This is a genomic window from Stenotrophomonas sp. PI_27 (assembly GCF_027854495.1).
Classification (GTDB): domain Bacteria; phylum Pseudomonadota; class Gammaproteobacteria; order Xanthomonadales; family Xanthomonadaceae; genus Stenotrophomonas; species Stenotrophomonas pavanii.
The window spans coordinates 155,394-171,391 of the sequence record NZ_JAJNOF010000004.1 but is presented as its reverse complement, the minus strand read 5'-3'; the positions used below and the strand labels follow the sequence as shown (position 1 = coordinate 171,391).

Below are 15,998 nucleotides of genomic sequence, written 5' to 3'. Positions count from 1 at the left end.
TATTAATTTGCCAACCGGAAGGCGGTCAGCTTGCCATCCACGTTCTGCACCAGCAGCACCCCGTCTGCGACGACCGGCTGGGCCAGCAGGGCATCACCACCGCTCTTTGCCCGTGCCGCCATCGCACCATCGGAGGTCTGCAACCAGTGCACGTATCCCTTGTAGTCGCCGACCACCACGTAGTCGCCCTGCAGCGCCGGGCCGGTCAGCGAACGACGGGCCAAGGCGGTCTGCGACCACATCGCTGCGCCGCTGGCCTTGTCCAGGCCGAACACGCCGCCCTTGTTGTCGGTGACGAACACATTGCCCGACGACACCGCCACGCCACCCGCACCGCCATGGTCGCGCGCCCACAGCGGGCGACCGGTCGGGCCTTCGATGGCCATGGTCTGGTTCTTGAAGCTGCTCACGTAGAGGGTGTTGCCCTCCAGCACCGGCGCGCCATCGACGTCGGCCATGCGCTCCAGCTCGGTACGGCCTTCGCCGTTGCCCAGGTTCTGCTCCCACAGGGTGCGGCCATCCTGCTGGGCCAGGGCGGCAACCGCGCCCTCGTCCTTGCCAATGAACAGCACACCCGGACCGGTCACCACCGGCGCGTTGCCGCGCACGGTCAGCGCCGGCAGCTCGCTCGGGTTGAACCACTTCTGGGTGCCGTTGCCGGCATCGAAGGCGGTGACGCGGCCATCGTTGCTGCGCACGTAGACCAGGCCCTGGGCCACGGCCGGCGCGGCAATGACTTCACCCGGGACACGGGCGCGCCACTTCTCGCTGCCGTCGTTGATGTCCAGCGCGATGACCTGGCCATCCAGCGTGCCGATCACGACCAGGTTCTCACCGACACCCGGGCCGCCGGACAGGCGCAGCTTGGCCTTCTTCTTTTCCTTCTTCGGCTCCCAGGTCCAGACCTTCTTGCCGGTCTGCAGGTCGATGGCGTGCACGCCACCGGTGATCGCCGCAGCGAACACGTGGCCGTTGGCGACCGCCGGGCCCTGGCGCACGCCGATGCGGCGCTCGCCCTTGCCGAGGTTGACCGACCAGACCTTGCTGACCTTCACGGTCGGCTCGAACTTGACCAGCTCAGCCGGTTCCTGTGCCTTCTTCGCGGCCGCGTCCTTGCCGGCGAACCAGCCCTTCATGGTGCTGCAGCCGGTCAGGGCCATGCCCATCAGGAGCACGGTGGCGACGCGGGTGATCATGACCTTCTGACTCATCAAACCGACTCCGCAGGGGCGGCGACGGTGCCGCCGGCGTCCATAACCTTGGTTTCCAGCAGGCGCCGCTGCGGCGCTGCCACGTCCAGCGTCTTCAGCGCCTTCTCGTACTGTGCACGGGCCTCATCACGCTTGCCCTGCGCCATCAGCGCATCGCCATGGATTTCCAGGCTGCTGCTGTCGGTGGCGCTGCCCAGCAGCTTGATGGCCTCGTCGCTCTTGCCGGTGGCCACCAGCAGGCGGGCCACGCGCTGGTCAACCACGCGCTGCAGGTCGCCTTCGACCTTCACATTGCGCAGGGTCGCCAGCGCTTCTTCGTTCTTGCCAGCGTCGACCTGGGCCTTGGCCAGCTGCAGCGCCGCGAGGTCGCCGTAGATGCTGGACGGGCCGGCTTCGAGCGCCTTGACCGCCTTGGCGGCGTCGTCAAGCTTGTTCTGCTGCAGGCCCTGCAGGGCCTTCTGGTACTCGACATTGGCCGAGGCCAGCTTGCCGCCCTGATCCTTCTGGTACCACTGCCAGCCGGCAATGGCACCGATGGCGATGACTACGCCACCGAGGATGCTGGCGCCATTCTTCCGCAGCCAGCTGCGGACGCGTTCACTTTGTTCGTGCTCGTCGAGCAGATCGTCGATCGCCATGCGTACTCTCGCCCCGCCCATCGGGAGGGACCATTGGGATTATCGAAGGTGGTGAAACCGCGCCTCAGTGCGAAACCGGGACCACGGAGCCTTCAGAGGATACCTGAAAGCGTGCCACGTTGGCTCGCTGGTAGGGGGTCAGATCGACGATAGCGCCGTTCTGCTGAACCTGGACCGCCGAGGCGTTGCCCAGGGTCACCCGGGTCACCTGGCCCGGCGTGAAGCTGCGGGTTTCGCCGGACCTGATCAGCGCCTTCTCGACGGTGCTGCCGTCCGGGCCGCCGATGTCGACCCAGCTGTCGCCGCTGAACTGCATTTCCAGCGTGTTGCCAGCCGCTGCCGGGGCCGGGGCCGGACGCGGCACCGGCGCCAGCGAGGCCACGTACGGGGTGGCGGCCGGCTTGCTGGCCGGGGCGGTGGCCGTGTCAGCCGGGGCCGCGGCGTCGGTACCGGCGGCGGCCGGGGTCACCGGCACGGCCGCCGGGATCGCATCCAGCGAGGCGGTGTTCGGCAACGGAGTGGCGCTGTCGTCGAAATGGCCGCGGGTGGCGAACCACACCGGCACTGCCAGGACTGCGGTGATGCCGACATACAGCACGCGCCGGCCGAGGTTCTCGGCGATGCGGCGCGCACGCGGGGTATGGGTATGACTGACCAGGGTGGGCGGAACCACCGGGCCGACCTGGGCCTGTTCCAGCAGCTGGCCTACGTCCACGTCGAGCAGGCGCGCATAGCTGCGCAGCTGGCCACGCACGAACACCGGCGCCCCCAGCTTCTGCCATTGTTCCTCTTCCAGCGACTTGACCACCTGGACCGGCATGCGCAGGCGCGAGCCGACATCTTCGAGGGTCAGTCCGGCCGCTTCACGGGCCTGGCGCAGGCGGGTGCCGCAGCCGGCCGCAGTCTCGAGAGCGCTCACAGTCTGGTCATCAATCACAATGCATCAACCCTGGAGTTAGGAGCCCGCTTCCTGCGGAAATTCCTGTCGAATCCGCTGCAGATAACGATCAGATGCCGCCCGATCGCCCAGCTTCACTTCGATTTGAGACGCAAGTTGTAACACGGAACGCGTTGCGGGTGCAGCCGCAATCCTACGTTCGGCGAAGGCCCGGGCCTCCATGTAGCGGCCCTGGCGGTAGCTCAGCTGGGCCATCGACTCCAGCGCGACCGGGTTGGCCGGGGCCGCCACGAGCGCCGCACGCAGGTCGCGTTCGGCACGCTCAAGCTGGCCCGCATCCAGTGCGCAACTGCCGGCATTGGCCTGCGCTTCGCCCGGGGTGGGATAGCCCGGCGCCTGCAGCGCGCGGTCGAACCAGACCAGCGATTCGGCCGGCCGGCCCTGCTGGCACAGCCAGGCACCGTAGTTGTTGAGCACGTCGCCGCGCTGCGGCGCCAGTTCGGCGGCCTTGCGGAAGTTCTCGCCGGCCTGGCCGGTGCGGCCACGACGGTCGTCGATACCGGCCTGCAGCACCAGCGCGTCAGGGGCCTCGGGCGCCAGTTTCAGTGCGTCGCGCACCTTGCGCTCGGCGGCATCGAGGTTGCCGACCTGCATGTCGCGGGTCGCCAGCGTCAGCAGGTCGCGCCAGCGCACTTCGCGCCGGACGCTTTCCGGGTCACCGACCGAATAGACCGGGGCCTGGCTCGGGCCGAGCTTGGCCTTGGGATGGGATTTGCAGCCACCGACCGCGACGGCCAGCACGCCTGCGCACAGCACCAGCCAGAGGCGGTCAGGCCGCGGCATCGCTCCCCTTCCCCGCCTGCAGCGTCTTGTTGAACTCCGCCTGGCGGCGGGTGCGGTCCATCACCTGGCCCTTGAGCTGGCCACAGGCGGCGTCGATGTCGTCGCCACGGGTGCGGCGGACCATGGTCAGCACGTTGCTGTCGAGCAGGATCTTCTGGAAGGCGCGGATGTTGGCCTCCTCGGAACGCTCGTAGCGGGTGCCCGGGAACGGATTGAACGGGATCAGGTTGACCTTGCCCGAATCCTTGGCCTGCACCGCGTTGTCGAACTGGCGCATCAGGCGCGCCAGCTCGCGGGCATGCTCGGGCTTGTCGTTGATGCCCTTCATCAGCGTGTATTCGAAGGTGACCGATTCGCGGCGCTTGTTGGCGCGCAGGTAGCGGGCGCAGGAGGCCATCAGCTCGGCGATCGGGTACTTCTTGTTGAGCGGCACCAGGGTCTCGCGCAGCGCATCGTTCGGCGCATGCAGCGACACCGCCAGCGACACGTCGCTCTCGGCGGACAGGCGGTCGATCTGCGGCACGAGGCCGGAGGTCGACAGGGTCACGCGCTTGTTGGCCAGGCCGTAGCCCAGGTCGTCGCGCATCACGCTCATGGCGCGCACGACGTTGTCGAAATTCATCAGCGGCTCGCCCATGCCCATCATCACCACGTTGGTGAGGCGGCGCATCTGGTGCGGCACGTTGCCCAGGTGGCGCGCGGCGACCCACACCTGGCCGATGATCTCGGCGGTGGTCAGGTTGCGGTTGAAGCCCTGGGTGGCGGTGGAGCAGAACGTGCAGTTCAGGCCGCAGCCGACCTGCGAGGACACGCACAGCGTGCCGCGGGTCTTGTCCGGGATGTACACGGTCTCGATGGCGTTCTTGCCATCCACGCCCATCGCCAGCAACCACTTGTGGGTGCCGTCGGCGGAGGGCTTGTCGAACACGATGTTGGGGACAACGACCTCGGCATGGGCCTGCAGCTTGGCGCGCAGGACCTTGCCGAGATCGGTCATTTCATCGAAGTCGGTGACGTAGCGATGGTGGATCCACTTCATCACCTGGTGGGCACGGAACTTCTTTTCGCCGAGAACCTCGACGAAGAACTTCTCCAGGCCCGCGCGATCGAGGTCGAGCAGGTTCTGCTTGCCAGCCGTGGGTGCCGACTTCGGCAGCGGCTGGATGGCGGGGGACTGTACGACCTCGTTCACGGCATTACTCTCAGCGCGAGACGACTTCGGTGGCGGCGAAGAAGTAGGCGATTTCAATCGCGGCATTCTCGACCGAGTCCGAGCCGTGGGCGGCGTTGGCATCGATGGATTCGGCGAAGTCGGCGCGGATGGTGCCCGGCGCGGCTTCCTTCGGGTTGGTGGCGCCCAGCAGGTCGCGGTGGGCCAGGACGGCGTTCTCGCCTTCCAGGGCCTGGATCATCACCGGACCGGAGATCATGAACTCGACCAGCGCGTTGAAGAACGGACGCTCGCGGTGCACGGCGTAGAAGCCTTCGGCTTCACGGCGCGACAGCTGCTTGTACTTGGCGGCTACGATCTTCAGGCCGGCCTTCTCGAAGCGGGCGTAGATTTCGCCGATGACGTTCTTGGCAACGGCGTCCGGCTTGATGATCGAAAGGGTGCGCTCCAGCGCCATGGGATGTCTCCAATGGAATCGGGCCGCGGATGGCCCGAAGGGTAACATGAAAAAAACCCGCGTCGGAACGCGGGCTTAGCCTGATAAACGTAGGCGAATTGTAAGAGATAAAGCGCTGGCGTGGTAGTGCTGGCCGCTGGCTGGCATTGGGTGCCATTCAACCTCGGGGCTGCCGGCCAGCGGCCGGCCCCACCCCATTCACCCACCTGAGTGAAATCTGACCGGACCGGTCGATTTTGCTGCACTGCAAAATGCCATACGCTACCGTCTGGTCCTAGTATCAAACAATCGTTTGATTAAGGTCTGCCCGCCGATGGCCAAACCCGCCCACTTCTCGACCAAGGACCGGATCCTCGGCGCGGCCGAGGAGCTGTTCGCACAGCACGGCTTCGCCGGTACCTCGCTGCGCCAGGTGACCAGCCAGGCCGACGTCAACATCGCAGCGGTCAACTACCACTTCGGCTCCAAGGAAAACCTGGTCAACGAGGTATTCCGCCGCCGCATGGACGAGATGACCGGCGCCCGTCTGGCGCAGCTCGAGCGCGCCCGCAGCGAACACCCCGGGCAGCTGCGCCCGGTGCTGGCCGCCTTCGTCGAACCGGCACTGGCACTGGCCCAGGACCGCCAGAACGGCGGCGCTTTCGTGCGCGTGATCGCCCGCGCCTACGCCGAGAAGAACGACAACCTGCGCAAGTTCCTGTCCGACCACTACGGCCACGTGCTGCGCGCGTTCGGCAAGGCCATCGGCGAGTGCGTGCCCGGCCTGAGCAAGGAAGAGCTGTACTGGCGCCTGGACTTCCTGGCCGGTTCGCTCACCTATGCCATGGCCGACTTCGGGCTGATCAAGCGTCCCGCCGGTGTCACCGAAGCGGCGCATCGTGCCCATGCCGCCCACGAACTGATCCATTTCGCCGAAGCCGGGTTCCGCGCCGCCGCACGCGCCAGCGCCCTGCCCGCTTCCCTTGATTCCACCCAGTAACTGCTGACCAACAAAGGCCTTACACCATGTCCAATTCCCTGCTAGTCCGCCGCGCCGCCGTGCTGGGTGCCGGCGTCATGGGTGCCCAGATCGCCGCCCACCTCACCAACGCGGGCGTCGACACCGTGCTGTTCGACCTGCCTGCGAAGGAAGGCCCGGCCGACGGCATCGTGCTGAAGGCGATCGCCAACCTGGGCAAGCTGAGCCCGGCGCCGCTGGCCAGCAAGTCGCTGGCCGAAGCCATCACCCCGGCCAACTACGACTCCGGCCTGGAGCAGCTGAAGGACTGCGACCTGATCATCGAGGCCATCGCCGAGCGCATGGACTGGAAGCAGGACCTGTACAAGAAGATCGCGCCGTTCGTGGCCGACCACGCGGTGCTGGCCTCCAACACCTCCGGCCTGGGCATCAACAAGCTGGCCGACGTGCTGCCCGAGCAGCTGCGGCACCGCTTCTGCGGCGTGCACTTCTTCAACCCGCCGCGCTACATGCACCTGGCCGAGCTGATCCCGGCCACCACCACCGATGCCGCCGTGCTGGAAGGCCTGGAAGAGTTCCTGGTCACCACCCTGGGCAAGGGCGTGGTGTACGCCAAGGACACCCCGAACTTCATCGGCAACCGCATCGGCGTGTTCTCGATCCTGTCGACCATCCACCACACCCAGCAGTTCGGCCTGGGCTTCGATGAAGTGGACGGCCTGACCGGTCCGCTGGTCGGCCGCCCGAAGTCGGCCACCTACCGCACCTCCGACGTGGTCGGCCTGGACACCATGGCCCACGTCATCAAGACCATGGGCGACACCCTGCCGAACGACCCGTGGCATGCATTCTTCAAGTCGCCGAAGTGGCTGGACGCGCTGATCGCCAAGGGCGCGCTGGGCCAGAAGACCGGTGCCGGCATCTTCCGCAAGGTCGGCAAGGACATCGTCGTGCTGGACCTGGAGAAGCAGGACTACCGCCCGGCCGATCGCACCGCCGCCCCGGAAGTGGTCGAGATCCTGAAGATCAAGAATCCGGCCGAGAAGTTCGCCAAGCTGCGCGAAAGCCAGCACCCGCAGGCGCAGTTCCTGTGGGCGACCTTCCGCGACCTGTTCCACTACAGCGCCTACCACCTGGCCGACATCGCCGAGACCGCGCGCGACGTCGACCTGGCCATCCGCTGGGGCTACGGCTGGTCGCTGGGCCCGTTCGAAACCTGGCAGGCCGCCGGCTGGAAGCAGGTGGCACAGTGGATCGCCGATGACATCGTCGCCGGCAAGAGCATGAGCAATGCGCCGCTGCCGGACTGGGTGTTCGATGGCCGCGACGGCGTGCATGCCGCCGAAGGCAGCTACAGCCCGTCGCGCAACGCCAAGCTGCCGCGCTCGTCGCTGCCGGTGTACCAGCGCCAGCGCTTCCCGGACCCGCTGCTGGGCGAGACCTTCGCGCCGGGCGAGACCGTGTTCGAGAACGACGGCCTGCGCATGTGGCATGACGGCGATGGCATTGCGGTGGTCAGCTTCAAGACCAAGATGAACACCGTGTCCGACCAGGTGCTGGACGGCCTGCAGGAATGCGTGAGCCGCGCCGAGAAGGACTTCCAGGGCCTGGTGATCTGGCAGCAGAAGGAGCCCTTCTCCGCCGGTGCCGACCTGGCCGGTGCGCTGGGCCTGCTGCAGGCCGGCAAGGTTGACCAGTTCGAAGAAATGGTCGCCAACTTCCAGCGCACCAGCCAGCGCATCAAGTACTCGCTGGTGCCGGTGGTGGCCGCCGTGCGTGGCCTGGCCCTGGGTGGCGGCTGCGAGTTCCAGATGCACAGCGCCAAGACCGTGGCCTTCCTGGAAAGCTACATCGGCCTGGTCGAGGCCGGCGTCGGCCTGCTGCCGGCCGGTGGCGGCCTGAAGGAACTGGCCGTGCGCGCCTCACAGGCCGCCGGCCCGGGTGGCGACGTGTTCGCCGAACTGAAGAAGACCTTCGAGACCGTGGCGATGGCCAAGGTGTCCAACTCGGCGGTCAACGCCAAGGAACTGGGCCTGCTGCGCAGCACCGACAAGGTGGTGTTCAACAGCTACGAGGCCCTGCACATCGCGAAGGCCGAAGCACGCGCCCTGGCCGAAGCGGGCTACCGCCCGCCGCTGCCGGCACGCCGCATCCAGGTGGCCGGTGACGTCGGCATCGCCACCTTCAAGATGATGCTGGTCAACATGCTGGAAGGCCGCTTCATCAGCCCGTACGACTACGAGATCGCCGAGCGCATCGCCACCGTGCTGTGCGGCGGCAAGGTCGATCGCGGCACCCTGGTCGACGAAGAATGGCTGCTGACCCTGGAGCGCAAGCACTTCGTCGAACTGGCCCAGCAGGAAAAGACCCAGGCCCGCATCGCGCACATGCTGAAGACCGGCAAGCCGCTGCGGAACTGACGGAAGACATCGGTAGTGCCGGCCGCTGGCCGGCAACCTCTTCCAACCCCTATTCAAGAGATCATTGCAATGACCAAGCAAATCCAGGACGCCTACATCGTCGCCGCCACCCGCACCCCGGTTGGCAAGGCGCCCAAGGGCATGTTCCGCAACACCCGCCCCGACGACATGCTTGCGCACGTGCTGCGCAGCGTCGTCGCCCAGGCCCCGGGCGTGGACGTCAACCGCATCGATGACGCGATCATCGGCTGCGCCATGCCCGAAGCCGAGCAGGGCATGAACGTGGCGCGCATCGGCGTGCTGCTGGCCGGCCTGCCCAACACCATCGCCGCGCAGACCGTGAACCGCTTCTGCTCCTCCGGCCTGCAGGCCGTGGCGCAGGCCGCCGACGCGATCCGCCTGGGCAACGCCGACCTGATGCTGGCCGGCGGCACCGAGTCGATGTCGATGGTGCCGATGATGGGCAACAAGATCGCGATGGCACCGAGCGTGTTCGACAACGACCACGTGGCCATCGCCTACGGCATGGGGATCACCGCCGAAAAGGTGGCCGAAGAGTGGAAGGTCTCGCGCGAAGACCAGGACGCCTTCGCCCTGGCCTCGCACCAGAAGGCCATGGCCGCGATCCAGAACGGCGAATTCAAGGACGAGATCAGCCCGTACGAGATCGTCTCGCACCTGCCGGACCTGGCCGATGGACAGCGCATCATCACCCGCAACAAGATCGCCGACACCGACGAAGGCCCGCGCCCGGATTCCTCGGCCGAAGGCCTGGCCAAGCTGCGCCCGGTGTTCCGCAACGGCCAGTTCGGCGGCACCGTCACCGCCGGCAACTCGTCGCAGATGAGCGACGGCGCCGGCGCCGTGCTGCTGGCCTCGGAGCAGGCGATCAAGGATTACGGCCTGACCCCGCTGGCGCGTTTCGTCAGCTTCTCGGTGGCCGGCGTGCGCCCGGAAGTGATGGGCATCGGCCCGATCGCCGCGATCCCGAAGGCACTGAAGCAGGCCGGCCTGACCCAGGACCAGCTGGACTGGATCGAGCTCAACGAAGCCTTCGCCGCGCAGTCGCTGGCGGTGATCCGCGACTGCGGCCTGGACCCGGCCAAGGTCAACCCGCTGGGCGGCGCGATCGCCCTGGGCCACCCGCTGGGCGCGACCGGCGCGATCCGCACCGCGACCCTGCTGCACGGCCTGCGTCGTCGCCAGCAGAAGTACGGCATGGTGACGATGTGCATCGGTACCGGCATGGGCGCGGCGGGTATTTTCGAAGCGCTGTAAGGTTCAAAGCGTTGCCTCGATGGGCTTCATGGCGTGGGTCGGGTTGGCAGGGCTGCCCGGGACACGCCGTGAACCCTTCCATGGGGGCTCGATGGCGCCATCCATGGCGCCAACGGTCCCGGGCAGCCCTGCCAACCCGGCCCTTCCAGCCTCCCCGCGGCGGAGGGATGAGCAAAGGCAGGGTCAAAGGCCGGGGTCAGATCCCTTTGCTGCGCAAAGGGCTCTGACCCCAACCCACGAAAAAAGGCAGCCGGTGGCTGCCTTTTTGCTTTTGCCTTTGCCTTTGATTCCGCCCTTCCCGTCCGCGCCCGCAGGAAACCTGACAGGCGGGACGGGTGGGCCGTTGCAGGACCGTTGGCGCCATGGATGGCGCCATCGAGCCCCCATGGACGGGTTTACGGCGTGTCCTGCAACGGCCCACCCGTCCCGCCCATCACGTATCAATCAAAGCGCTGACGGAGCGCTTGATAAACCCCTTATTCCGCCAGCATCGCCGCCAGCTTCTCCCGCGCCGGGCCGGCCAGCTTCGGGTTGTCCAGCGCGAAGCGGATCGTCGCCTCCACCAGGCCCAGATGCGTGCCGCAGTCGAAGCGGGTGCCCTCGAAACGATAGGCGTCGACCTCTTCGGTCTTCAACAGCTCGGCAATCGCATCGGTCAGCTGGATCTCGCCGCCGGCACCGGTCTGGGTCTGTTCCAGCAGCTCGAAGATCTTCGGGCTCAGTACATAACGGCCGACCACCGCCAGGTCGCTCGGCGCGTCCTCCGGCTTCGGCTTCTCGACGATCTGCGAAATGCGGCCCTTGCGGCCATCGAACGCCTCGGTGGCGACGATGCCGTAGCTGGCGGTCTTCTCGTGCGGCACGTCTTCCACCGCAATCACGCTGGCACCGCTGGCCTCATTGAGGTCGGCCATCTGCTTCAGCGCACCGGCGCCGCGGTTCCAGATCAGATCGTCGGGCAGCAGCACCGCGAACGGCTCGTCGCCGATCACGGCCTTGGCACACAGCACCGCATGCCCCAGGCCCAGCGCCTCGGCCTGGGTCACGAAAATCGCGCGCACGCCATTGGGCAGCACGTGCCGGATCAGCTCCAGTTGCTCCTGCTTGCCGGCACGCTCGAGCTTCTGCTCCAGCTCGTAGGCCTTGTCGAAATAGTCGGCCACCGCGTGCTTGTAGCGGTTGGTGATGAACACCAGGGTGTCGCAGCCGGCCTCGATGGCTTCATCCACGGCGTACTGGATCAGCGGCCGATCAATGATCGGCAGCATCTCCTTCGGCACAGTCTTGGTTGCTGGCAGAAAACGCGTCCCCAGGCCTGCCACCGGGAATACTGCCTTGCGAATTCGCTTGCTCATTGGTGCCTGTTCGCCTCACGTGCCGGAAAGGGCACGACTTTAGCGGATGAAATGTAAGCATCCTGTTCGATTGGCGAGAATTCCGGCATCGTCGCAAACAGGATTTCCTGGATGCTGGCCGTGTCGTAGCTGGCAATCGCCTCACGCAGGCGCGGCACGTTGCCCAGCACCAGGTCGCGCGAGAACGCACGCACGCCAGCCTCGAGAATCTTGGGGTGCGCGGTCGAACGGTAGTCCTCGTCCGAATAGAACAGCGTCTCGTGCAGTTTCTCGCCCGGACGCAGGCCGGTATAGATGATCGGGATGTCCTTGTACGGCTGCTTGCCGGTCAGGCGGATCATCTGTTCGGCCAGCACGCGGATCGGCACCGGCTCGCCCATGTCGAGCGTGTAGATCGCGCCATGCGACGCGGAGGCGGCCGCCTGCAGGATCAGCTGGCAGGCCTCGGGAATGGTCATGAAGTAACGGCTGACTTCCGGATCGGTGACCGTGACCGGGCCACCGCGCAGGATCTGCTCGCGGAACAGCGGCACCACGCTGCCGGCCGATGCCAGCACGTTGCCGAATCGCACCGTGACAAAACGGGTATGCGTGGACTTCTGGTCCAGGCTCTGGCAGATCATCTCGGCGTAGCGCTTGCTCGCGCCCAGCGCATTGACCGGGTCGACCGCCTTGTCGGTGGAGATGAACACGAAATGCTCCACGCGGGCTTCCAGGCAGGCGCGGGCCACGTTCTCGGTCGCGAGGATGTTGTTGCGCACCGCTTCGCGCAGCTGGCGCTCCAGCACCGGGACGTGCTTGTAGGCGGCGGCATGGAAGGCGGTATCGACCGGATGCAGCGAGAGCGCGTGGCGGATCACCGCCGGGTCACCGCAGTCACCCAGCACCGCCTCGATCTCGACATCGGGGAAGCTGCGACGCAGCTCGCCCTCGATGGTCAGCAGCAGCAGCTCGCTGATCTCCAGCAGGATGATGCGACCGGCACCATGCCGCGCGCACTGGCGGCACAGCTCCGAGCCGATCGAACCACCGGCGCCGGTCACCATCACGGTGCGCCCACCCAACCAGCCGCGGATCAGGTTCCAGTCCGGCATGATCGGCTTGCGCCCCAGCAGGTCCTCGATCGCCACTTCCTTCAGCTGGCCCGGCAGCGACTGGCCCTGCAGGATGTCACTCAGCTTGGGCACGGTACGGAACGGCACGCCGGTGCTTTCGCAGATCGCCACCACGCGCTGCATGCCCGCAGCATCCAACGAGGGCATGGCGATGACCAGCAGCTTGGCGGCAGTCTCGCGGACCACCGTCGGTGCGTCGTCCAGGGTGCCGAGGATCGGCAGGCCCTGCAGCTTGGCGCCACGCAGGTGCGGTGCATCGTCGAGCAGGCCGACCGGCTCGAAGTTGCCGGAACGGCGCAGGTCGCGCACCAGGGTCTCGGCCGCCTGGCCGGCACCCAGGATCAGCACGCGGCGGGCGCTGGAATCGGACTGCAGCGCCTGGTAGTCCTTCCAGGCCCGGTACAGCAGGCGCGGCGCGCCCAGCAGGGCCGACAGCGCGAACGGATAGATCACCAGCACCGACATCGGCACGCCGTCGAAGCGCTTCCACATCAGCACCAGCACGATGGCCACCATGCCGATGAAGCTGGCCTTGAAGATGTTCAGCAGGTCGCTGACGCTGGCGAACCGCCACAGGCCGCGATACAGGCCCACGCGCCAGAACACCAGGCCCTGCAGCAGCAGCACCAGGGTGGTATCGACGTTCCACAGGGGCAGCGCCGGGGCGTTGGGGAGGATCGAGTAGCGCCCCGCGTGGAGCAGCTGCCAGCATGCCCAGACCATGAAAAGGTCGTGGCAGACGATGGCCGAACGCGGCATCAGGCCGAGGATTCTGTCCCGCCAGGGTGAAGCCATAAGTCAGGTATTTCCTTGTCGGTAGCGCATTCCATTGCGCAGGAGGAGCCAGAGGACGCTCAGCGCGGTGAACCACGCGATCGCCACGGCAGCCTCCCACCTCGGCTGCAGATTGGAGCAGACATTGAACACTGTAATGCTGAACAGGCCCAAAGCAAAGTACATCCCTGTCACCTGGGGGTGACTGGCTCCTGCCTGCACCGCGCGCTGGTAGACGTGCTGGGTATGGGGTTCCATCCAGCGTTGTCCTGAAATGATGCGCGCCAGCAGTGTGAAGCCCGCGTCCACGAGGAACGGCGAAACCGGTACCAGCAACAGGATCCAGTTGATATCGGTACGCACGCTGGCGAGCGCCAGCACGGCCGCGACCGCATAGCCGAGCGCTCCACTTCCGACATCGCCCATGAAGATCCGGGCCCGCGGGAAGTTGAACGGCAGGAATCCCAGGCAGGCCAGGCCCAGCGCCACCGCAGCCAGCGAGTACGGCCACGGCAGCACCGGCGCCAGCCCCAGCATCGCTACGACTGCCTGGCTGGCGGCGATGCCGTTGATGCCGTCCATGAAATTCCAGATGTTGATCAGCGAGGCAGTGAACAGCAGCACCAGCGCGGCCAACAGCCAGCTTCCGCCGTTCGCCTTGACCAGGCCGGCCAGCAGCGCCGCAGCGATGAAGTGCACCAGCAGGCGACGCATCGCCGGCAGGGGCTTGTGGTCGTCCCACCAGCCGATGCCGGCCACCAGCACCAGCCCAAGGCTGGCCACCAGCAAACTGGGAGTCGCTTCGGGCCAGGCCCACATGGCCACGCCAGCAGTCACCAGCAGGCTGATGACGATGGCGATGCCGCCACCGCGCGGGGTGGCAACGCTATGGCTGCGGCGTTCGCCGGGCTGGTCCATCAACTGCCGGCGCAATGCATAGCCGCGTGCCGCCCACGTCAGCAGCGCGCTCAGCAGGGCGAGCGCCAGCAGCGCGCCCATCACAAGCCAGGGCATGGATCAGAGCACCGCGTAATTCAGCAGCGGCTTGACCGTCCCCCACTCCTTGCAGCTCGGGCACTGCCAGTGGTGGGTACGCGCGCCGAAGCCGCAGCGGGTGCAGCGATAGGCCGGGTTGCGCACCAGCAGCTGGTCGGTGATGTGCTTGAGGTCGTGCAGGGTGGCCGTGGAATCGGCGCCCTCGGCCAGGGTCAGGTCGATCAGCGCGGACTCGCCACGCACCGACGGACGATCCTTGAGCTGGCGGCCCAGGTAGGCACGCGCCGGCGCCACGCCCTCCTGCTCTTCCATCAGCCGGGTCAGCGCCAGTACCGGGGCGATGCCGCGGTAATGCTCGGTCATCTCCGACAGGAACGCGCGCGCGCCTGCCAGGTCGCCAACCTTGCGGTAGTTCTGCATCAAGGCCGGCAGCAGTTCCGGCAGGTATTCGGGATCGTTGCGCGCGGCGCGCTCGAAGGCGCGTACGGCCGCCTCCGGGTTGCCGGCGTCGGTCTCCAGGCGGCCCTCGATGATGCCGGCGCGCACCGACATCGCGTCGGCCTGGTAGGCCCGCGCAATCGCTGCCCTCGCCTCTTCCAGCTTGCCGGCGCCACGGAACCGCTCGGCCAGTTCGCATTCGAACTGCCCGATCAGCTTGCCCATCGGCTCGCCGGTGACATCCTCGAAACGGGTGGCGTTGTCGATCGCCTTTTCCCAGTCGCGCTCGGCCTGGTAGATGCCGATCAGGTGCTTGAGCGCCTGCGGGGCGCGCTGGTCCAGCTGCGCCAGCTCGGTGAACACGGTCTCTGCGCGATCCAGCAGGCCGGACTTCATGTAGTCCTCGCCCAGCGCCAGCAGAGCCTGCACGCGCTGTGCATCACTGAGGTCGTGACGGTTGACCAGGCCCTGGTGCAGGCGGATGGCACGGTCGACTTCGCCGCGGCGGCGGAACAGGTGGCCCAGCGCGACCTGGGTCTCGAAGGTTTCCTTGTCCAGCTCGGCAATGTGCAGGAACAGCTCGATGGCCTTGTCCGGCTGCTCGTTGAGCAGGTAGTTCAGGCCCCGGAAATAGGTGCTCGACAGGCGGCTGACCTGGCTGTCACCGTGGCGTTGGCCGCCGCGACGTCCGATCACCCACCCGGCCAGTGCGGCCAGCGGAACGAACAGGAAGAACCAGAACCACTCGGTGACGAAATCCATCTTCGATCAACGTCCATCAAAAGATTGGTTGGAAGCGACCGGTGCCGGCGAAGCGACAGCGGACTTGTTGGCGCGGCGCAGCTGGCCGTAGAGCGGAATGACCACGCTCACCAGCACCAGCCCGGCACCGACCACCACACCGACCAGCAGCGCGGCGATCAGGGCCACGCCCACCGAGGTGTGCAGTTGGGTAAACAGCAGGTTGATCGACATCGCGGTCATGTTGACCGCACCAATGATCAACCCAAGGATCAGCACCGCCAGCAGGACCAGCAGACGAAAAACCTTCATGCGACAGCTCCAGTGGCAGGAGTCCGTAGCTTATCCGACTCGCGGCTGGATTCGCACGCGGTGGCGCGACGGCAGGCTCAGGCCGGATCGGCGTCCAGCGGCAGCACGCTGCTGACCCGCTCGCGCAGTTCCTTGCCCGGCTTGAAATGGGGGACATGCTTGCCCGGCAGGGCAACCGATTCGCCGGTCTTCGGGTTGCGGCCCAGGCGCGGCGGACGATAGTGCAGCGAGAAGCTGCCAAAACCACGGATTTCGATGCGATCCCCGGCGGACAGCGATCCGCCCATCATTTCCAGCAACGACTTCACCGCCAGATCGACATCATCGGCCTTCAGGTGCGCCTGCCGGCGCGCAAGGATTTCGATCAGTTCGGATTTGGTCATCACCGGCTCA

Annotated in this window: 15 protein-coding genes; 3 read left to right on the top strand and 12 right to left on the bottom strand. The window is 66.7% G+C overall.

The window, feature by feature from the left end:
• Nucleotides 1-2: 2 nt before the first annotated feature.
• From bamB to ndk, 6 genes are all read right to left on the bottom strand, one after another.
• A complete protein-coding gene (gene bamB / locus LRM18_RS06830) occupies nt 3-1,211 on the bottom strand; it encodes an outer membrane protein assembly factor BamB (protein WP_049464719.1) in 1,209 nt (402 codons plus the stop codon).
• Entirely contained in the window at nt 1,211-1,849 is a 639-nt protein-coding gene (locus LRM18_RS06825; RefSeq protein WP_014646859.1) for a tetratricopeptide repeat protein, read from the bottom strand. The genes bamB and LRM18_RS06825 overlap by 1 nt, the downstream gene beginning before the upstream one ends.
• A gap of 64 nt (nt 1,850-1,913) precedes the next feature.
• Nucleotides 1,914-2,786, bottom strand: coding sequence for a helix-turn-helix domain-containing protein (locus tag LRM18_RS06820; RefSeq protein ID WP_197638920.1), 873 nt, complete (start codon nt 2,784-2,786; stop codon nt 1,914-1,916).
• Between the two features lie 18 nt (nt 2,787-2,804).
• On the bottom strand, nt 2,805-3,590 hold the full coding sequence (gene pilW, locus LRM18_RS06815; RefSeq protein WP_270952823.1) for a type IV pilus biogenesis/stability protein PilW: 786 nt from the start codon (nt 3,588-3,590) through the stop codon (nt 2,805-2,807).
• Nucleotides 3,577-4,782 (bottom strand): 23S rRNA (adenine(2503)-C(2))-methyltransferase RlmN, encoded by a 1,206-nt coding sequence (gene rlmN / locus LRM18_RS06810; RefSeq protein ID WP_049464712.1) that lies wholly within the window; start codon nt 4,780-4,782, stop codon nt 3,577-3,579. Before rlmN ends, pilW begins: the two co-directional genes overlap by 14 nt.
• A gap of 10 nt (nt 4,783-4,792) precedes the next feature.
• Complete coding sequence (gene ndk, locus LRM18_RS06805; protein WP_270952821.1) at nt 4,793-5,218, bottom strand: nucleoside-diphosphate kinase; 426 nt, start codon at nt 5,216-5,218, stop codon at nt 4,793-4,795.
• A 313-nt stretch (nt 5,219-5,531) separates the two neighbouring features.
• On the opposite strand from ndk, the gene LRM18_RS06800 reads away from it, so the two are divergent.
• The 3 genes from LRM18_RS06800 to LRM18_RS06790 all read left to right on the top strand — a co-directional run bounded on the left by LRM18_RS06800 (nt 5,532) and on the right by LRM18_RS06790 (nt 9,874).
• Complete coding sequence (locus LRM18_RS06800) at nt 5,532-6,197, top strand: TetR family transcriptional regulator (protein WP_053463242.1); 666 nt, start codon at nt 5,532-5,534, stop codon at nt 6,195-6,197.
• Nucleotides 6,198-6,223: 26 nt separating this feature from the next.
• Nucleotides 6,224-8,596 carry a 3-hydroxyacyl-CoA dehydrogenase/enoyl-CoA hydratase family protein gene (locus LRM18_RS06795; RefSeq protein WP_049464708.1) on the top strand — a complete coding sequence of 791 codons (2,373 nt, stop codon included), beginning with the start codon at nt 6,224-6,226 and terminating at the stop codon, nt 8,594-8,596.
• A gap of 69 nt (nt 8,597-8,665) precedes the next feature.
• Nucleotides 8,666-9,874: an acetyl-CoA C-acyltransferase gene (locus LRM18_RS06790; RefSeq protein ID WP_019661304.1), complete on the top strand. Its 1,209-nt coding sequence runs from the start codon at nt 8,666-8,668 to the stop codon at nt 9,872-9,874.
• Between the two features lie 476 nt (nt 9,875-10,350).
• On the opposite strand, the gene galU is transcribed toward LRM18_RS06790, so the two are convergent.
• The 6 genes from galU to LRM18_RS06760 all read right to left on the bottom strand — a co-directional run bounded on the left by galU (nt 10,351) and on the right by LRM18_RS06760 (nt 15,988).
• A complete protein-coding gene (gene galU, locus LRM18_RS06785; protein WP_032954121.1) occupies nt 10,351-11,229 on the bottom strand; it encodes a UTP--glucose-1-phosphate uridylyltransferase GalU in 879 nt (292 codons plus the stop codon).
• The gene (locus LRM18_RS06780) at nt 11,226-13,139 is read right to left on the bottom strand and encodes a nucleoside-diphosphate sugar epimerase/dehydratase (RefSeq protein ID WP_049464485.1); all 1,914 of its coding nucleotides are present in this window, start codon (nt 13,137-13,139) and stop codon (nt 11,226-11,228) included. Before LRM18_RS06780 ends, galU begins: the two co-directional genes overlap by 4 nt.
• Nucleotides 13,140-13,142: 3 nt before the next feature.
• The gene (locus tag LRM18_RS06775) at nt 13,143-14,132 is read right to left on the bottom strand and encodes a glycosyltransferase family 4 protein (RefSeq protein ID WP_270952813.1); all 990 of its coding nucleotides are present in this window, start codon (nt 14,130-14,132) and stop codon (nt 13,143-13,145) included.
• 3 nt (nt 14,133-14,135) lie between these two features.
• On the bottom strand, nt 14,136-15,314 hold the full coding sequence (lapB, locus tag LRM18_RS06770) for a lipopolysaccharide assembly protein LapB (protein ID WP_005416232.1): 1,179 nt from the start codon (nt 15,312-15,314) through the stop codon (nt 14,136-14,138).
• 6 nt (nt 15,315-15,320) lie between these two features.
• A complete protein-coding gene (locus tag LRM18_RS06765) occupies nt 15,321-15,605 on the bottom strand; it encodes a lipopolysaccharide assembly protein LapA domain-containing protein (protein ID WP_049464482.1) in 285 nt (94 codons plus the stop codon).
• Between the two features lie 77 nt (nt 15,606-15,682).
• Complete coding sequence (locus LRM18_RS06760) at nt 15,683-15,988, bottom strand: integration host factor subunit beta (RefSeq protein ID WP_005409286.1); 306 nt, start codon at nt 15,986-15,988, stop codon at nt 15,683-15,685.
• Between the last annotated feature and the right edge of the window lie 10 nt (nt 15,989-15,998).